This is a genomic window from Parageobacillus sp. VR-IP, from assembly GCF_013357975.1.
Taxonomy (GTDB): domain Bacteria; phylum Bacillota; class Bacilli; order Bacillales; family Anoxybacillaceae; genus Saccharococcus; species Saccharococcus caldoxylosilyticus.
The window spans coordinates 255,046-270,802 of sequence record NZ_JABVYQ010000004.1; the positions used below are offsets into that span (position 1 = coordinate 255,046).

The 15,757-nt window shown below is 45.7% G+C and carries 13 protein-coding genes and 1 other annotated feature; of the genes, 11 read left to right on the forward strand and 2 right to left on the reverse strand.

Annotation, left to right across the window (positions count from 1 at the left end; genetic code table 11):
• Positions 1–233: 233 nt before the first annotated feature.
• The gene (gene lon / locus HT574_RS11880) at positions 234–2,570 is read left to right on the forward strand and encodes an endopeptidase La (RefSeq protein ID WP_175244765.1); all 2,337 of its coding nucleotides are present in this window, start codon (positions 234–236) and stop codon (positions 2,568–2,570) included.
• Entirely contained in the window at positions 2,567–3,148 is a 582-nt protein-coding gene (gene yihA, locus HT574_RS11885; RefSeq protein WP_042406505.1) for a ribosome biogenesis GTP-binding protein YihA/YsxC, read from the forward strand. The genes lon and yihA overlap by 4 nt, the downstream gene beginning before the upstream one ends.
• 101 nt (positions 3,149–3,249) lie before the next feature.
• Here the strand turns inward: yihA and HT574_RS11890 are convergent, their stop codons facing one another.
• Positions 3,250–3,735, reverse strand: coding sequence for a LiaI-LiaF-like domain-containing protein (locus HT574_RS11890; protein WP_175244766.1), 486 nt, complete (start codon positions 3,733–3,735; stop codon positions 3,250–3,252).
• Between the two features lie 172 nt (positions 3,736–3,907).
• Between HT574_RS11890 and hemA the strand changes: the two genes are divergently transcribed.
• The 8 genes from hemA (at position 3,908) to ysxE (ending at position 12,498) form a co-directional block, all read left to right on the forward strand.
• Positions 3,908–5,245: a glutamyl-tRNA reductase gene (gene hemA, locus HT574_RS11895; protein ID WP_042406502.1), complete on the forward strand. Its 1,338-nt coding sequence runs from the start codon at positions 3,908–3,910 to the stop codon at positions 5,243–5,245.
• 16 nt (positions 5,246–5,261) lie between these two features.
• The gene (gene ccsA, locus HT574_RS11900; protein WP_175244767.1) at positions 5,262–6,092 is read left to right on the forward strand and encodes a cytochrome c biogenesis protein; all 831 of its coding nucleotides are present in this window, start codon (positions 5,262–5,264) and stop codon (positions 6,090–6,092) included.
• 14 nt (positions 6,093–6,106) lie between these two features.
• Positions 6,107–7,039: a hydroxymethylbilane synthase gene (gene hemC / locus HT574_RS11905; protein ID WP_175244768.1), complete on the forward strand. Its 933-nt coding sequence runs from the start codon at positions 6,107–6,109 to the stop codon at positions 7,037–7,039.
• On the forward strand, positions 7,039–7,842 hold the full coding sequence (locus HT574_RS11910) for a uroporphyrinogen-III synthase (protein ID WP_175244769.1): 804 nt from the start codon (positions 7,039–7,041) through the stop codon (positions 7,840–7,842). The genes hemC and HT574_RS11910 overlap by 1 nt, the downstream gene beginning before the upstream one ends.
• Entirely contained in the window at positions 7,823–8,800 is a 978-nt protein-coding gene (hemB, locus tag HT574_RS11915; protein ID WP_017435491.1) for a porphobilinogen synthase, read from the forward strand. Before HT574_RS11910 ends, hemB begins: the two co-directional genes overlap by 20 nt.
• A gap of 16 nt (positions 8,801–8,816) precedes the next feature.
• Positions 8,817–10,112, forward strand: coding sequence for a glutamate-1-semialdehyde 2,1-aminomutase (hemL, locus tag HT574_RS11920; protein ID WP_017435492.1), 1,296 nt, complete (start codon positions 8,817–8,819; stop codon positions 10,110–10,112).
• Between the two features lie 123 nt (positions 10,113–10,235).
• Positions 10,236–11,417 carry a stage VI sporulation protein D gene (spoVID, locus tag HT574_RS11925; protein WP_175244770.1) on the forward strand — a complete coding sequence of 394 codons (1,182 nt, stop codon included), beginning with the start codon at positions 10,236–10,238 and terminating at the stop codon, positions 11,415–11,417.
• Positions 11,418–11,487: 70 nt separating this feature from the next.
• Entirely contained in the window at positions 11,488–12,498 is a 1,011-nt protein-coding gene (gene ysxE, locus HT574_RS11930; RefSeq protein ID WP_175244902.1) for a spore coat protein YsxE, read from the forward strand.
• Here ysxE and HT574_RS11935 read toward each other — a convergent pair.
• On the reverse strand, positions 12,464–12,652 hold the full coding sequence (locus HT574_RS11935; RefSeq protein ID WP_017435495.1) for a hypothetical protein: 189 nt from the start codon (positions 12,650–12,652) through the stop codon (positions 12,464–12,466). The genes ysxE and HT574_RS11935 overlap by 35 nt on opposite strands.
• Positions 12,653–12,807: 155 nt before the next feature.
• Positions 12,808–13,046, forward strand: a binding site (T-box leader).
• Between the two features lie 44 nt (positions 13,047–13,090).
• Here HT574_RS11935 and HT574_RS11940 point away from each other — a divergent pair.
• On the forward strand, positions 13,091–15,733 hold the full coding sequence (locus tag HT574_RS11940; RefSeq protein ID WP_175244771.1) for a valine--tRNA ligase: 2,643 nt from the start codon (positions 13,091–13,093) through the stop codon (positions 15,731–15,733).
• Positions 15,734–15,757: the final 24 nt, after the last annotated feature.

Sequence of the window (15,757 nt, forward strand, 5' to 3'; positions counted from 1 at the left end):
TATTATATTCTTAAACAAGAGGTTTACAAGAAAAAGCGGATTTTGACATTAGGCGTTTTGTTCAGGAATAGCTTTTCCGTCTTCACATGCGAACGAAGAACGTCCTTTAGGCTGACTGTTTTGTCTGCCAAAAATAGTGAGTGATTTGTGAGGAAATAGATCGAGCTCAATTGCGTCATGGAATTTTACAAATTGTACTGCCGTGCTATACAATAGACGAATAGAAGCGAGATATGGAGGTGTTCGTGGTGAAGAAAAAGGAGCTTGTCGTTCCCCTTTTGCCGCTAAGGGGATTGCTTGTTTTTCCAACGATGGTATTGCATTTGGATGTTGGACGGGAGAAATCGGTAAAAGCGCTTGAGCAGGCGATGGTCGAGGATCATATCATTTTATTGACATCGCAAAAAGATGTTTCCGTCGATGAACCGGATATGGATGATTTGTATAAAATGGGGACGCTTGCTCGCGTAAAACAGCTGCTGAAGCTTCCGAACGGAACGTTTCGCGTGTTAGTGGAGGGAATGGCGCGGGCATTCATTACCGAAGTAGTCAGCGAAGAACCATATTTTGTTGTAAAAGTGGAAAAATTTGTTGATCGTTCTGCAAAGGATTTAGAAGATGAAGCGTTAAAACGGACGATGCTCGAATATTTTGAACAGTACATAAACTTGTCGAAACGGTTATCTGCGGATATTTATGCTTCGATTGTCGATATTGATGAGCCGGGACGAATGGCTGACATTATCGCTTCCCATTTGCCGCTGAAACTTGAAGAAAAACAGCGTATTCTTGAAACGATTGATATAAAAGAGAGAATCAATAAAATCATTCAAATTCTACATAATGAAAAAGAAGTTCTTCAGCTTGAGAAAAAAATCAGCATGCGCGTCAAACAGTCGATGGAGCGCACGCAAAAAGAATATTATCTGCGTGAGCAAATGAAGGCGATTCAAAAAGAACTAGGCGAAAAAGAGGGCAAAGCAGGGGAAGTTGAAACATTAAAAGAAAAAATCGAAGCGGCCGGCATGCCTAGCCATGTAAAAGAAACCGCGCTCAAAGAGCTGGACCGCTACGAAAAAATCCCGGCGACCTCGGCGGAAAGCGCAGTCATCCGAAACTATTTAGACTGGCTGATTGCCCTTCCGTGGTCGAAACAGACGGAAGACATTCACGATATTAAACGAGCGGAGGCAATATTAAATGAAGATCATTACGGTCTTGAAAAAGTCAAAGAGCGGGTGCTGGAATTTTTATCTGTGCAGCAGCTGACGAAATCGTTAAAAGGCCCGATTCTTTGTTTGGCAGGGCCGCCGGGGGTTGGAAAAACATCGCTGGCTCGTTCGATTGCAAAAGCGCTCAACCGCCGCTTTGTTCGCATTTCTTTAGGCGGCGTCCGCGATGAATCGGAAATTCGCGGCCATCGCCGCACCTACGTCGGCGCGATGCCAGGGCGGATTATTCAAGGAATGAAAAAAGCGGGGACGATTAATCCGGTATTTTTGCTTGATGAAATCGATAAAATGTCGAGCGATTTTCGCGGCGACCCGTCCGCAGCGCTCTTGGAAGTGCTCGATCCGGAGCAAAACCATACGTTCAGCGACCATTACATTGAAGAACCTTATGATTTATCGAAAGTCATGTTTATCGCGACGGCGAACAACTTAACGACGATTCCGCAGCCGCTTTTAGACCGGATGGAAGTCATCCATATTCCTGGTTATACGGAAGTGGAAAAGCTGCAAATCGCGAAACGTCATTTGCTGCCAAAACAGCTGAAAGAGCACGGACTCAAAAAATCGGCTTTGCAAATCCGCGATGAGGCGATGCTTGATATCATCCGCCATTATACCCGGGAAGCAGGGGTGCGCGAATTGGAGCGGCAGCTGGCCGCGATTTGCCGTAAAACGGCGCGCCTGATTGTCGCGGAAGAGAAAAAGCGTGTTATTATCACGAAAAAAAATATTGAAGAATTTCTAGGCAAAAGAAAATACCGTTACGGGCAGGCAGAATTGGAAGATCAAGTCGGCGTGGCGACGGGGCTTGCCTACACAGCGTTTGGCGGCGATACGTTATCGATTGAAGTGTCGCTGGCTCCGGGAAAAGGAAAGCTGGTGCTGACCGGAAAATTAGGCGATGTCATGAAAGAATCAGCCCAAGCGGCATTTAGCTATGTACGTTCGCGGGCCGAACAGCTTGGCATCGATCCAGAGTTTCATGAAAAATACGATATTCATATTCACGTTCCCGAAGGCGCGGTGCCGAAAGACGGGCCATCGGCCGGGATTACGATTGCAACTGCGCTGATTTCCGCCTTAACAGGCCGGCCGGTAAGCCGTTTTGTTGGCATGACGGGAGAAATCACGCTGCGCGGCCGCGTTCTCCCAATCGGCGGATTAAAAGAAAAAACGTTAAGCGCCCATCGCGCCGGCTTGAAAAAAGTCATTTTGCCAAAGGACAATGAAAAAGATTTAGACGATATTCCTGATGTGGTAAAAAAAGATTTGCAATTTGTTCTTGTTTCCCATCTTGATGAAGTATTGCCACATGCGTTGGTAGGGGATCGGCCATGAACGTGACCAAAGCGGAAATCGTCATCAGTGCGGTAAAGCCGGAGCAATATCCAGCCGGCAACTTGCCGGAGTTTGCGCTCGCTGGGCGTTCGAACGTCGGCAAATCTTCATTTATTAATAAAATGGTGAACCGGAAAAATTTGGCGCGTACCTCATCGAAACCGGGAAAAACGCAAACATTAAACTTTTATTTAATTAATGAGTCGCTCTACTTTGTCGATGTCCCAGGATACGGTTTTGCGCGAGTGTCGAAATCAGAGCGGGAAGCATGGGGCAAAATGATGGAAACGTATTTTACGACACGAGAGCAGCTGCGCGCGGTGGTACTGATCGTTGATTTGCGCCATCCGCCGACGAAAGATGATGTCATGATGTATGAGTTTTTAAAGCATTATGATATTCCGACGATCATTATTGCCACAAAAGCGGATAAAGTTCCAAAAGGGAAGTGGCAGAAGCATAGAAAAGTCGTGCGCGAAACGTTGAAGATGGCAGACGGAGATGAATTGATCTTGTTTTCGGCGGAAACAGGGCAAGGAAAAGAGGAAGCATGGGCGGCATTGGAGCGATTTCTTTAACATATCCCGAAAGAAGTCTCCCGCTTCTAAGCGAAGCGCAGGTGGCGGGTAGTTCACGAGAAAAACACCAGCGTTCATCAAGCTGGTGTTTTTTGCATGGATTATTTCCGCTTTACCAATAATATGTATATACCAACAAGGATTAGCCCAAGCGGCCAAAATTTCCAAATCGATGTGATGCCTGTTTCGACGATATAAAACAGCGGCTGAAATTGTTCGGAAAACAATGTAATAAAGGCTAATGCCAAAAAAAAGAAGCCTTGGCCAAGCCCGTTTTTTACTTTTAAGGAGCTAATGAAAAACGCTATCGCAATGATAAAGAAAAAGACGCCGATATGATTTGGCCATTGTTTGAACCAATGGACAAATAAAATGTGAAGTCCAAACCCAAACAAAAGGATGCCTGGAAAAAGATGTTGGTATTCACGGGCAGAATACGCCTGGCCGATCAGCGCCGCTCCGAAAATCATTAACAGCGTCGGCCAATCTTGAAAAAGATGTGAAAATGAGGAGTGAAGCTGATTCACCAAAAAGTAAACGCCCAGTCCAACAAGAATAATGCCAGAGAACGTCGCGTGTTTTTTCATCGGTTCCTCCCAGTTTCTTGTCAAACTTTTTTTATGATACAATAATTACAGTATCAAGTTTATCATATGCGTTCTACCATGTTCACACTTTTTTCACAAAGAAGAAAGACACATGTGTTATAATTGTAAAAGATATTTTACGTATTTGACAAAATAAGGGGGTATAAAGAACGTGCATGTAGTTGTCGTTGGCATAAACTATAAAACGGCCCCTGTTGAAATCCGTGAAAAACTGACGTTTAGCGAACCGGAATTGGCTGATGCGATGAAGCAGTTGCAGCAACAAAAAAGCATTTTAGAAAATGTAATCGTGTCTACATGCAATCGTACGGAAATTTATGCCGTTGTCGACCAGTTGCATACTGGCCGTTATTATATAAAAGCTTTTTTAGCGGACTGGTTTCATATCGACCTCGACACGCTTGCACCGTATTTAAATGTGCTTGAAAATGAAGCAGCGGTGGAGCATTTATTCCGTGTTGCTTCCGGTCTCGATTCAATGATTTTAGGGGAAACGCAAATTTTAGGACAAGTGAAAACAAGCTACCTTCTTGCTCAGGAGGCAGGAACGACCGGCACGATTTTTAATCATTTATTCAAACAGGCGGTGACATTTGCCAAACGCGCCCATTCGGAAACAGAAATCGGCGCGCACGCGGTGTCGGTAAGCTATGCGGCGGTCGAGCTTGCCAAAAAGATTTTTGGCGATTTATCTTCCAAACATGTTTTAATTATCGGCGCCGGCAAAATGGGAGAGTTGGCGGCACAAAATTTATATGGCAACGGTGTGAAAAAGGTAACCGTTGTCAACCGCACGCTCGAAAAAGCGGAGCAGCTGGCGAAAAAGTTTTCCGGGACGGCCAAATCGCTTTCCGAACTGTCTTGTGCGTTGCTTGAAGCCGACATTGTCATCAGCTCGACAGGAGCAAAAGGCTATATCATTACGAAAGAAATGATGGCTCCGTTAGACAAGATGAGAAAAGGCCGCCCGCTGTTTATGGTCGATATTGCCGTCCCGCGCGATTTAGATCCGGCGCTTGCTGAATTGGAAAGCATCTTTTTATATGATATTGATGATTTAGAAGGAATTGTGCAAGCGAATTTGGCAGAGCGCGAAAAAGCGGCCAGACAAATCGGGAATATGATCGGTACGGAACTTGTCGCCTTCCAGCAATGGCTGCAGACGCTTGGCGTCGTGCCGGTGATTGCCGCGCTTCGCGAAAAAGCATTGGCGATTCAAGCCGAGACGATGAAAAGCATCGAGCGGAAGTTGCCGCACTTATCGGAACGGGATCGTAAAGTATTAAATAAGCATACGAAAAGCATCATTAACCAATTGCTGCGCGATCCGATTTTACGGGCAAAAGAACTGGCGGCAGAGCCAAATGCGGAAGAAGCGTTGCAATTGTTTATGAAAATTTTCAATATTGAGGATGCCGTTGAGGAGCAAAAACAAAAACAAGGAAAAGCAGATGGTCAACGCGCCGCTATGCCGTCTCTGCAGTCATAAGAGAGGATTTTGGCATATGTTAGAGATGACCATGACCCGGTTTTACGAGCTATCTATTATTCTGTATGTACTGTCCATACTTTTATACTTCATTGATTTTCTCCAACATAACCGGAAGGCGAATCAACTCGCCTTCTGGTTACTTTCTATTGTTTGGCTGTTTCAAACGTTCTTTTTTTTGTTTCGCATCATACAGACAGGGCGCTTTCCAGTTTTAACGATATCGGAAGGCCTTTACTTTTACGCCTGGCTGCTTATTACGCTGTCTTTGGTCATTAACCGGTTCATGCGCGTGGATTTTATCGTTTTTTTCACGAATGTGCTTGCTTTTTTGATTTTGGCTATTCATACGTTTGCGCCAAACCATCAGTCACCGGCTGTTGCCGAGCGGCTCATTTCTGAGCTGCTTATTATCCATATTGCTATAACGCTGTTCGCGTATGCGGCGTTTTCGCTTTCATTTATCTTTTCGATCTTATACATGCTGCAATATAGCTTATTAAAGCGGAAAAAATGGGGCAAACGGTTGTGGCGGATGGCGGATTTAACGAAATTAGATTTTATGTCGTATGTTTTAAATTTGCTTGGATTGCCTATGTTGTTATTAGGATTAATTCTTGGAGTCATCTGGGCCTATATCAAAGTCGAAAATTTTCATTGGTATGATGCTAAAGTGTTAGGCTCCTTTTTGGTGCTGGCGGTGTACAGCGTTTACTTTTACAAGCGCGCTGTCCAGCAAGTGCAAGGAAAAGCGATTGCGCTTTGGAATATCGGTTCGTTTTTATTTTTATTGGTAAACTTTTTCTTATTCGGCAGTTTATCGAGATTTCATTTTTGGGATTCATAACGGAGGAGTGCAAAATGCGGAAAATCATCGTCGGATCGCGGCGCAGCAAACTCGCCCTGACGCAAACCAACTTGGTGATTGAGCAGCTGAAACGATTAGGAGCGCCGTTTGAATTTGAAGTAAAAGAAATTGTCACGAGAGGAGATAAAATTGTCAATGTGACGCTTTCCAAAGTCGGTGGCAAAGGGCTGTTTGTGAAAGAGATTGAACAAGCTATGTTAGATAGAGAGATTGATATGGCTGTACATAGCATGAAAGATATGCCGGCTTTGCTGCCGAAAGGCTTGGTGATCGGCTGCGTGCCGCTAAGAGAAGATCATCGCGATGTGCTCATCAGCAAACAGAAAAAAACGTTTGCCGATCTGCCAAGCGGGGCAATCATCGGGACAAGCAGTTTGCGGCGGTCTGCGCAAATACTCGCTAAGCGGCCGGATGTCAACATTAAATGGATTCGCGGCAACATTGATACAAGGCTGGCAAAGTTGGAAAGTGAAGCGTATGACGCGATTATTTTGGCAGCGGCCGGATTGGTGCGCATGGGCTGGGCAAGCGATGTCATTACCGAATATTTATCAACCGATGTATGTCTTCCTGCCGTTGGGCAAGGGGCGCTGGCGGTGGAATGCCGCGAAAATGATGACGAGCTGCGCGAGTGGTTGCAAAAATTAAACGATGTCAATACCGAGCGGGCGGTACGGGCGGAACGTGCCTTTTTACAGCAGATGGAAGGCAGCTGTCAAGTGCCGATCGCCGGCTATGCGTATATTGATGAGCGCAACGACATCGTGTTAACCGCACTTGTCGCATCGCCGGATGGAAAAGAAATATATAAAGAGATGGTAAGCGGAACGAATCCAGAGGAAGTTGGAATCCAAGCGGCAGCCCTATTAAGCGAACAAGGGGCGAAAGTGTTAATCGAGCGGGTGAAAGAGGAGATGAATCGGTAATGGCAAGCGGTCCGTTGATGGGGAAAACGGTGCTTGTGACAAGAGGAAAAGAGCAGGCGAAAACGTTCTCGGAAAAGTTGCGCCAAGCGGGAGCAACGCCGATTGAAATTCCGCTCATCTCTATTTCCCCTTCCTCTAAACCGGAAACGATTGCCGAGTGCGTCCGTCATCTGGCTAATTATGACTGGCTTATTTTTACGAGCGCCAACGGGGTAAAGTTTTTCTTCCCATTTGTAAAAAAGGAAACGCCGCTTCCAAAAGTAGCGGTAGTCGGCAAAAAAACGGCGGCGGCGTTAAAAGCGTATGGTGTTTCTCCAGCGGTGGTCCCTGATGAATTTGTCGCCGAAGGGGTTATTGAGGCGCTAAAACCGCTTGTTAAGCCGCGCGACCGCATCCTTCTAGTGAAAGGAAATTTAGCAAGGCCGGTATTGCGAGATGCACTGATCAACATGGGAGCAGACGTAACGGACCTTATCGCATACGAAACATCAATGAACGAATCAGGAAAAGAGCAATTGCTATATCTGTTGCGGAAAAGAAAACTGGATGTGATCACGTTTACAAGTTCTTCTACCGTACAAAGCTTTATGCGGATGATGGAAGGAGAAGACATCGCTTCGTTACTTAGCGGTTGCGTGATCGCCTGCATCGGCCCTGTTACGAAGGAAACAGCGGAAAAAGCGGGGCTTTCTGTGCATATTTGTCCGGATCAGTATACGATTGATGATATGATAAAAGAGATGGAACAATATTTTGCAAAACGAACGATGGAGGGAAAAATAAATGGCGACATTACGATTTGATCGCCATCGCCGTTTGCGGCAAACAGCGAATTTACGGGCGATGGTAAGAGAAACGCATCTGCATGTAGACGACCTTATTTATCCGATTTTTGTCGTCGAAGAAAAAGGGGTAAAACGGGAAGTACCGTCCATGCCAGGAATATACCAATTTTCGCTTGACCGCTTAAATGAAGAAATGGACGAAGTCGTCCAACTAGGCATTAAATCGGTAATCGTTTTCGGCGTGCCAGCAGAAAAAGATGAAGTCGGTTCGCAAGCATATTGTGAGCATGGGATCGTCCAGCAGGCGATCCGCCAAATCAAAGCAAATTATCCAGATATCATTGTCATTGCTGATACATGTTTATGTGAATATACGAGCCATGGACATTGCGGCGTGATCGAAAACGAGCAAGTATTAAACGATCCATCGCTTGAATTGCTGGTGAAAACCGCGGTCAGCCAGGCGCAGGCAGGCGCTGATATTATCGCGCCTTCGAACATGATGGACGGTTTCGTTGCTGCGATTCGCCAAGGACTCGATGAAGCAGGATTTACGCATGTACCGATTATGTCTTATGCGATTAAATATGCATCCGCGTTCTATGGTCCGTTCCGTGATGCTGCAGATAGCACGCCGCAATTCGGCGATCGGAAAACATATCAAATGGATCCGGCCAACCGCCTTGAAGCGTTCAGGGAAGCGGAATCGGACGTACGCGAAGGCGCCGACTTTTTAATGGTAAAACCAGCGCTTGCTTATTTGGATATTATCCGTGATATGAAAAACCATTTCCATCTTCCGCTTGTCGCCTATAATGTCAGCGGCGAATATTCGATGGTAAAAGCAGCGGCGCAAAACGGCTGGATTAACGAAAAAGAAATTGTGATGGAAATGCTTACTGGCATGAAGCGGGCCGGCGCGGATTTAATTATCACGTATTTTGCTAAAGATGTGGCTCGCTGGTTAAATGAGTAGAAAGGAGAACCAATAGATGCGAAGCTATGAACGTTCAAAAGCGGCGTATGAAGAAGCGGTTCGGCTGCTGCCGGGCGGTGTCAACAGTCCTGTCCGCGCATTTAAATCCGTCCGCATGACACCGATCTTTATGGCGCGCGGCAAAGGTTCGAAAATTTACGATATCGATGGCAATGAATATATCGATTATGTGTTATCTTGGGGTCCGCTTATTTTAGGCCATGCGAATCCTCGTGTTGTCGAAGCGTTAAAAAAAGTGACGGAAAACGGCACGAGCTTTGGCGCACCGACATTAATTGAAAACGAATTAGCGAAATTAGTGATTGAGCGGGTACCGTCCGTCGAAATTGTGCGGATGGTGAACTCCGGAACGGAAGCAACGATGAGTGCGATTCGTCTGGCACGTGGCTACACAGGGCGCAATAAAATTGTTAAATTTGAAGGAAGCTATCATGGTCACGGTGACTCGCTGCTGATAAAAGCTGGTTCAGGAGTAGCGACACTTGGATTGCCGGATAGCCCTGGCGTTCCAGAAGCGGTAGCGCAAAATACGATCACTGTTCCTTACAACGATTTAGAAAGCGTCCGCTACGCATTTGAACGATTTGGCGAAGATATCGCTGCGGTCATCGTCGAGCCGGTTGCTGGAAACATGGGTGTGGTTCCGCCGGTTCCGGGCTTTTTGCAGGGATTAAGGGACATTACGAAACAATATGGGGCGCTGCTTATTTTCGACGAAGTCATGACCGGCTTTCGCGTGGATTATCATTGCGCGCAAGGATATTTCGGCATTGAACCGGATTTGACGTGTCTTGGAAAAGTCATCGGCGGTGGACTACCGGTCGGAGCGTACGGCGGAAAAGCGGAAATTATGGAAAAAGTCGCGCCGAGCGGTCCGGTTTATCAAGCCGGCACCTTATCGGGAAATCCGCTTGCCATGACGGCTGGATATGAAACATTGATTCAGCTGACGCCGGAAACATACGATGAATTCCGCAAAAAAGCGGATCGATTGGAAGAAGGATTGCGCAAAGCGGCAGAAAAATACGAAATCCCGCATACAATTAACCGCGCTGGTTCGATGATTGGTTTCTTCTTTACAAACGAAAAAGTGATAAACTACGAAAAAGCGAAAACATCCGATTTAGATATGTTTGCGATCTATTATCGCGAAATGGCGGAACAAGGAATCTTCCTGCCGCCGTCGCAATTTGAAGGATTGTTTTTGTCCACGGAACATACAGAGGAAGATATTGAAAAAACAATCGCCGCGGCAGAACGCGCATTTGCGAAAATTCGCGAAGGGAAATAAACGAACGGGTTGTCCACTTTTGGTGGGACAACCCGTTTTTTTATTCATACTGCTTCTTTTTCCTTCATACAATGGATAATGTCATAGAAAAATTTCGCAAAGGGACGGAAGGAGGAAACACGGTTGGAGCAATCGTATTTGCGTTTTTCCCTCGAGGAATCGGTCTGGTTTAAAAAAGGACAGGAAGTCGCCGAATTTCTTTCTATTTCGCTTGATCCGGTCGTCTCCGTCGATGAATACGAGCAATATATTACGATTCGCGGGGCTTTGCAATTAAGCGGGGAATTTCGCATGGCGGAAGGGGAAGAGAGCGATATAGATACAGATTCATTTGATTTTGTCAGCCATCGATTTATTCAGCGCATTTCCACGCGTGAAGACGGCATCAGCGAATTGTCGCACCGTTTTCCCATCGATATTACGATTCCAAAAAACCGCATTCATCATTTAGAGGATGTATACGTGACAGTCGAATCGTTTGACTATGATTTAAGTGAAGATGGGAGATTGGTAGTGACGGCGGATATTTCAATCAGCGGCATTAGCGAAGTGCCGCTTCATCAGGAATCTTTGGCAGCTGCGGAAGAAGATGACGAACCGTTGTTTGAACCGTTTGAGGTAGTGGCGCGCAAAGAGGCATATGAAGATGAACAGCGGAACGAGCAGCCGGAAGAAGAGCCGGTTTTTGTTGCGGATGGCATGCTGGCAGAGCAGAATGAGGAGCAAGAGGAAGCAGCAGCTGATCGAAAAGAAAAGAAATTCAAAGAAGAAAAGAAACTCAAGGAAGAAAAGAAAATCAAAGAAGAAAATGTGGTGCCGTTAAATCCGGCGGAACAAACGGCGGAAAAGAAAGAAACAGCGGTGCCGTTTATGGAAAACGAACCGGTGCAGACAGAAGAAGAAAATAAAGTAGTAGAAGAAAAAGAAGAAAATAAAGTGGTAGGAGAAAACGAAATGGAAGAAGAAACGGCTGTACCGCAGCAGGAGGCAAAAGTGTCGATCGGCGCCATCAAAGAAAATGATGAAAACAAAACGGAAGAAGTAGAAGATGAAAACGAAAAAACAAAAGTAAAAAGCGAAAATGCGTTATATTTAACAAAACTATTTGCCAAAAACCAAGCGGAGGAATTTACGAGAGTAAAAATCTGCATCGTTCAGCAAGGAGATTCGTTGGACAAGATCGCCGAACGGTACGACTTAACCGTTCAGCAACTGCTGCGTGTCAATCAATTGGAAAGCCCGGAAGACATTCATGAAGGGCAATTGTTATATATCCCGGCGCTGGTGGGGAGCCGCCCTTTATAGTGAGGGAAATATGATTCCTCACTTCTTTTTGTGGAGGGAGGTCGTTTTTTTGAACGAAGAACACATCCGCATGTACGCTCCCATTTTGCAGCAATACGGGTTAAAGCCGTTTCGTGTCGATGATTACGGGAAAGTAAAAAAAGTCTACGCGAACGCCGGACTATTTGCTTTAAAAGAAATAACAAGCGCCAGGGAAATGGCGGCCGTCCAGCAATCATACATGCTGTATGGAAAACAAATGATTCCCCTTTATTTATCTAGGCAAGGTTTGCCGTTTGTCTCGCATGGCCGGCATTATTATTTAATGCCGTGGATTGCGATAGAGAAAAGAAAAGAAAAACACGAACAAATTCGCTCTTTTTTCCGCACTCTCGCTTATTTGCACCAAACGTCGCTCAAGCAGATCGATGTTCGCGAAGAAGAGATCAGCGCCTATTATGAGCAGAAAAAGAAGGAATGGAAACAGCAGCGTTCCTTTTTGCAAGCTTATATAGAAAAATGCGAAAATACATGGTATATGTCGCCATTTCAACTGCAATGCTGCGCCTATTTTTATGAAATCATGCAAGCCTATTGGTTTGCGGAGACGGAGCTAGAGAAATGGTATGAAAAGATAAAGGAAACAAAAAAATGGAGAATCGCCTGGATTCACGGAAAAGCACGGCTTTCTCATTATCTTGAAACGGGAAAAGAACAGCGCTATTTTTTTAGCTGGGAACGGGCCAGCTGGAATTCGCCGCTTTTCGATATCGTCATGGCGCTTCGCCATCATATGCGTACATTCCCGCCAGTCAGTAATGAATGGGCAGAAGGAGTAAAAGAGTATGAAGAAATATTGCCGTTCACGGAAGAGGAGCGCTCCTTTCTCTACAGCCATCTTGCCCAACCGCATTTTTTTTGTCGCTGCATTGATGAATATGAAACAAAACGAAAGCCCGAAAAAAACGAACGTGAATATGTCGCTGAATTGCAGCGTCATTATTTTGCGATGAAAAATATGGAATACATCGTCATGCATCTTGTTCAGCAGAACGAGACGGAAAACACTAAATCCATTCCAGATGAAGAGCCACAGCAATAAGCACAAAAATGGCCAATAAGATGACATCAAACGTCGTCGGTAACAAAATGGTACGCACGGCTTGAAAAATGGTAATTGGAATGATGACTTGCGCACAGATGGCGCGCACTTGGCGAAGCCATGGTGGCCATGAATATGGATTAAATCGTTTCATCGATCCGTCCCTCCTTCTTTTCGTTAATATATAAAATATGATTGGACGATCTTTTTGTCACCAAAAACGAATGGATGGAATAAATAAATAAAAACTTGGCAAAGATGATTGACGATGAAATAAATTTTTCGGTAGTATAATAAACAGAAAAATAGCCAAAAGCGAAGACAGGGAAGAGTACAACGAATAACGCCTTCAGAGAGGGAAATCATTAGCTGCGAGATTTCCTAGGACAGTTATCGTTGGAAGGTCGCCCTGGAGCTGCTTCTTTGAACGGTGTTTGCCTAGTAGAGGAAGCCGGTCGCAGACCGTTATCGCAATGAAGCGCTTAAGCAAGTTTGATTTGCTTAAGAAAAAAGGTGGTACCGCGAAAGAGTCTCCTTTCGTCCTTTTCCGGATGAAAGGAGTTTTTTATTTTTAAGAAGGAGGGAAAACACAATGGAGCAAAAAGAGATTGCGATGTCTACGAAATACGACCATAAAGCGGTGGAAGCTAATCGATATCAATGGTGGCTTGACGGGAAATTTTTTGAAGCGACAGGTGATCCTGATAAAAAGCCGTTTACGATTGTGATCCCGCCGCCAAACGTAACAGGAAAGCTGCATTTAGGACATGCATGGGACACGACGCTGCAAGACATTATTACGCGAATGAAACGGATGCAAGGCTATGATGTGCTGTGGCTTCCGGGAATGGACCACGCCGGCATCGCCACACAGGCAAAAGTAGAGGAAAAACTGCGCAAGCAAGGACTGTCCCGCTATGATTTAGGCCGGGAAAAGTTTCTCGAAGAAACGTGGAAATGGAAAGAAGAATATGCGAACCATATCCGCCAGCAATGGGCGAAATTGGGGCTTGGCCTCGATTATACGCGCGAGCGCTTTACATTAGACGAAGGATTATCGAAAGCGGTGCGCGAAGTGTTCGTATCGCTTTATCGAAAAGGACTTATTTATCGCGGTGAATACATTATTAACTGGGATCCGGTAACAAAAACGGCATTATCGGATATTGAAGTTATTTATAAAGAAGTAAAAGGCGCGCTTTATCATATGCGCTATCCGCTTGCCGATGGATCGGGATACATCGAAGTGGCAACGACCCGTCCGGAAACGATGCTCGGCGATACCGCTGTAGCCGTTCATCCGGATGATGAGCGCTATCAACATCTCATCGGCAAAACGGTGATTTTGCCGATTGTCGGCCGGGAAATTCCGATTATCGCCGATGAATATGTCGATATGGAATTTGGCTCGGGCGCGGTGAAAATTACGCCGGCGCATGACCCGAACGACTTTGAAATCGGCAACCGCCATAATTTGCCGCGCATCCTTGTTATGAACGAAGACGGCACGATGAATGAAAATGCCCTGCAATATCAAGGATTGGACCGCTTTGAATGCCGCAAGCAAATCGTGAAAGATTTGCAAGAACAAGGCGTGCTATTTAAAGTCGAAGAGCATGTGCATTCCGTTGGCCATAGCGAACGGAGCGGCGCTGTGGTGGAACCGTATTTGTCGACGCAATGGTTTGTAAAAATGAAGCCGCTTGCCGAAGCAGCGATTGAGCTGCAAAAAACAGAAGGAAAAGTACATTTTGTTCCGGAGCGATTTGAGAAAACATATTTGCATTGGCTCGAAAATATTCGCGACTGGTGCATTTCTAGACAATTATGGTGGGGGCATCGCATTCCGGCTTGGTATCATAAAGAAACAGGAGAAATTTATGTCGATCATGAACCGCCGGCCGATATTGAAAATTGGGAGCAGGACCCAGATGTATTAGACACGTGGTTCAGCTCGGCCCTATGGCCTTTTTCAACGATGGGCTGGCCGGATACACAGACGCCGGATTACAAACGCTATTATCCAACCGATGTGCTTGTCACCGGATATGACATCATTTTCTTCTGGGTATCGCGCATGATTTTCCAAGGTCTTGAATTTACGGGCAAGCGGCCGTTTAAAGATGTACTCATCCATGGACTTGTCCGCGACTCGCAAGGAAGAAAAATGAGTAAATCGCTTGGCAACGGCGTGGATCCGATGGATGTCATCGACCAGTACGGCGCCGACTCGCTCCGCTTTTTCTTGGCAACAGGAAGTTCGCCGGGACAAGATTTGCGCTTTAGTACCGAGAGAGTCGAAGCCACATGGAATTTTGCCAATAAAATTTGGAATGCGTCTCGCTTCGCGCTGATGAACATGGGCGGAATGACGTACGATCAGCTTGATTTAAGCGGAGAAAAAACCGTTGCCGATCATTGGATTTTAACTCGTTTGAACGAAACGATCGAAACAGTGACAAAACTCGCTGAAAAATACGAGTTTGGTGAAGTCGGACGCGTGCTGTACAACTTTATTTGGGACGATTTGTGCGACTGGTATATTGAAATGGCGAAACTGCCGCTTTACGGCGACGATGAGGAAGCGAAGAAGACGACTCGCTCCGTATTGGCCTATGTGTTGGACAATACGATGCGTCTACTTCATCCGTTCATGCCGTTCATTACCGAGGAAATTTGGCAGCACCTTCCACATGAAGGAAAGTCGATTACAGTTGCAAAATGGCCGGAAGTGCGCCCTGAGCTTTCGAATCGTAAAGCAGCGGAAGAAATGCGTCTTCTTGTTGATATTATCCGCGCGGTCCGCAACATTCGCGCTGAAGTGAATACACCGTTAAGCAAACCGGTTAAATTGCACATTAAAGCAAAAGATGAACAAGTGCAGGCAACGCTGGAGAGAAACCGTGCGTATTTAGAACGGTTCTGCAATCCAAGCGAGCTTGTGATTGCAACCGACATTCCAGCGGCAGAAAAGGCGATGACCGCGGTCGTTACCGGTGCGGAATTGATTTTGCCGCTTGAGGGGCTTATCAATATCGAAGAAGAAATCAAGCGGCTCGAAAAAGAACTGGAAAAGCTTAATAAAGAAGTCGAACGTGTGCAAAAGAAACTAAGCAACGAAGGATTTCTTTCCAAAGCCCCGGCGCATGTCGTTGAAGAAGAGCGGAGAAAAGAAAAAGACTATTTAGAAAAACGCGAAGCGGTTCGCGCCCGTCTGGCGGAATTAAAAAAATAGACAAGGGAATGCTGCTTCTTTTAT

What these genes read in the sequence shown, in the direction of transcription:
- lon (WP_175244765.1), top strand. Translation starts at nt 234, where the DNA reads ATGGAGGTGTTCGTGGTGAAGAAAAAGGAGCTTGTCGTTCCCCTTTTG.
- yihA (WP_042406505.1), top strand. Translation starts at nt 2,567, where the DNA reads ATGAACGTGACCAAAGCGGAAATCGTCATCAGTGCGGTAAAGCCGGAG.
- HT574_RS11890 (WP_175244766.1), bottom strand. Translation starts at nt 3,735, where the DNA reads ATGAAAAAACACGCGACGTTCTCTGGCATTATTCTTGTTGGACTGGGC.
- ccsA (WP_175244767.1), top strand. Translation starts at nt 5,262, where the DNA reads ATGTTAGAGATGACCATGACCCGGTTTTACGAGCTATCTATTATTCTG.
- hemC (WP_175244768.1), top strand. Translation starts at nt 6,107, where the DNA reads ATGCGGAAAATCATCGTCGGATCGCGGCGCAGCAAACTCGCCCTGACG.
- HT574_RS11910 (WP_175244769.1), top strand. Translation starts at nt 7,039, where the DNA reads ATGGCAAGCGGTCCGTTGATGGGGAAAACGGTGCTTGTGACAAGAGGA.
- hemB (WP_017435491.1), top strand. Translation starts at nt 7,823, where the DNA reads ATGGCGACATTACGATTTGATCGCCATCGCCGTTTGCGGCAAACAGCG.
- hemL (WP_017435492.1), top strand. Translation starts at nt 8,817, where the DNA reads ATGCGAAGCTATGAACGTTCAAAAGCGGCGTATGAAGAAGCGGTTCGG.
- ysxE (WP_175244902.1), top strand. Translation starts at nt 11,488, where the DNA reads ATGTACGCTCCCATTTTGCAGCAATACGGGTTAAAGCCGTTTCGTGTC.
- HT574_RS11935 (WP_017435495.1), bottom strand. Translation starts at nt 12,652, where the DNA reads ATGAAACGATTTAATCCATATTCATGGCCACCATGGCTTCGCCAAGTG.
- HT574_RS11940 (WP_175244771.1), top strand. Translation starts at nt 13,091, where the DNA reads ATGGAGCAAAAAGAGATTGCGATGTCTACGAAATACGACCATAAAGCG.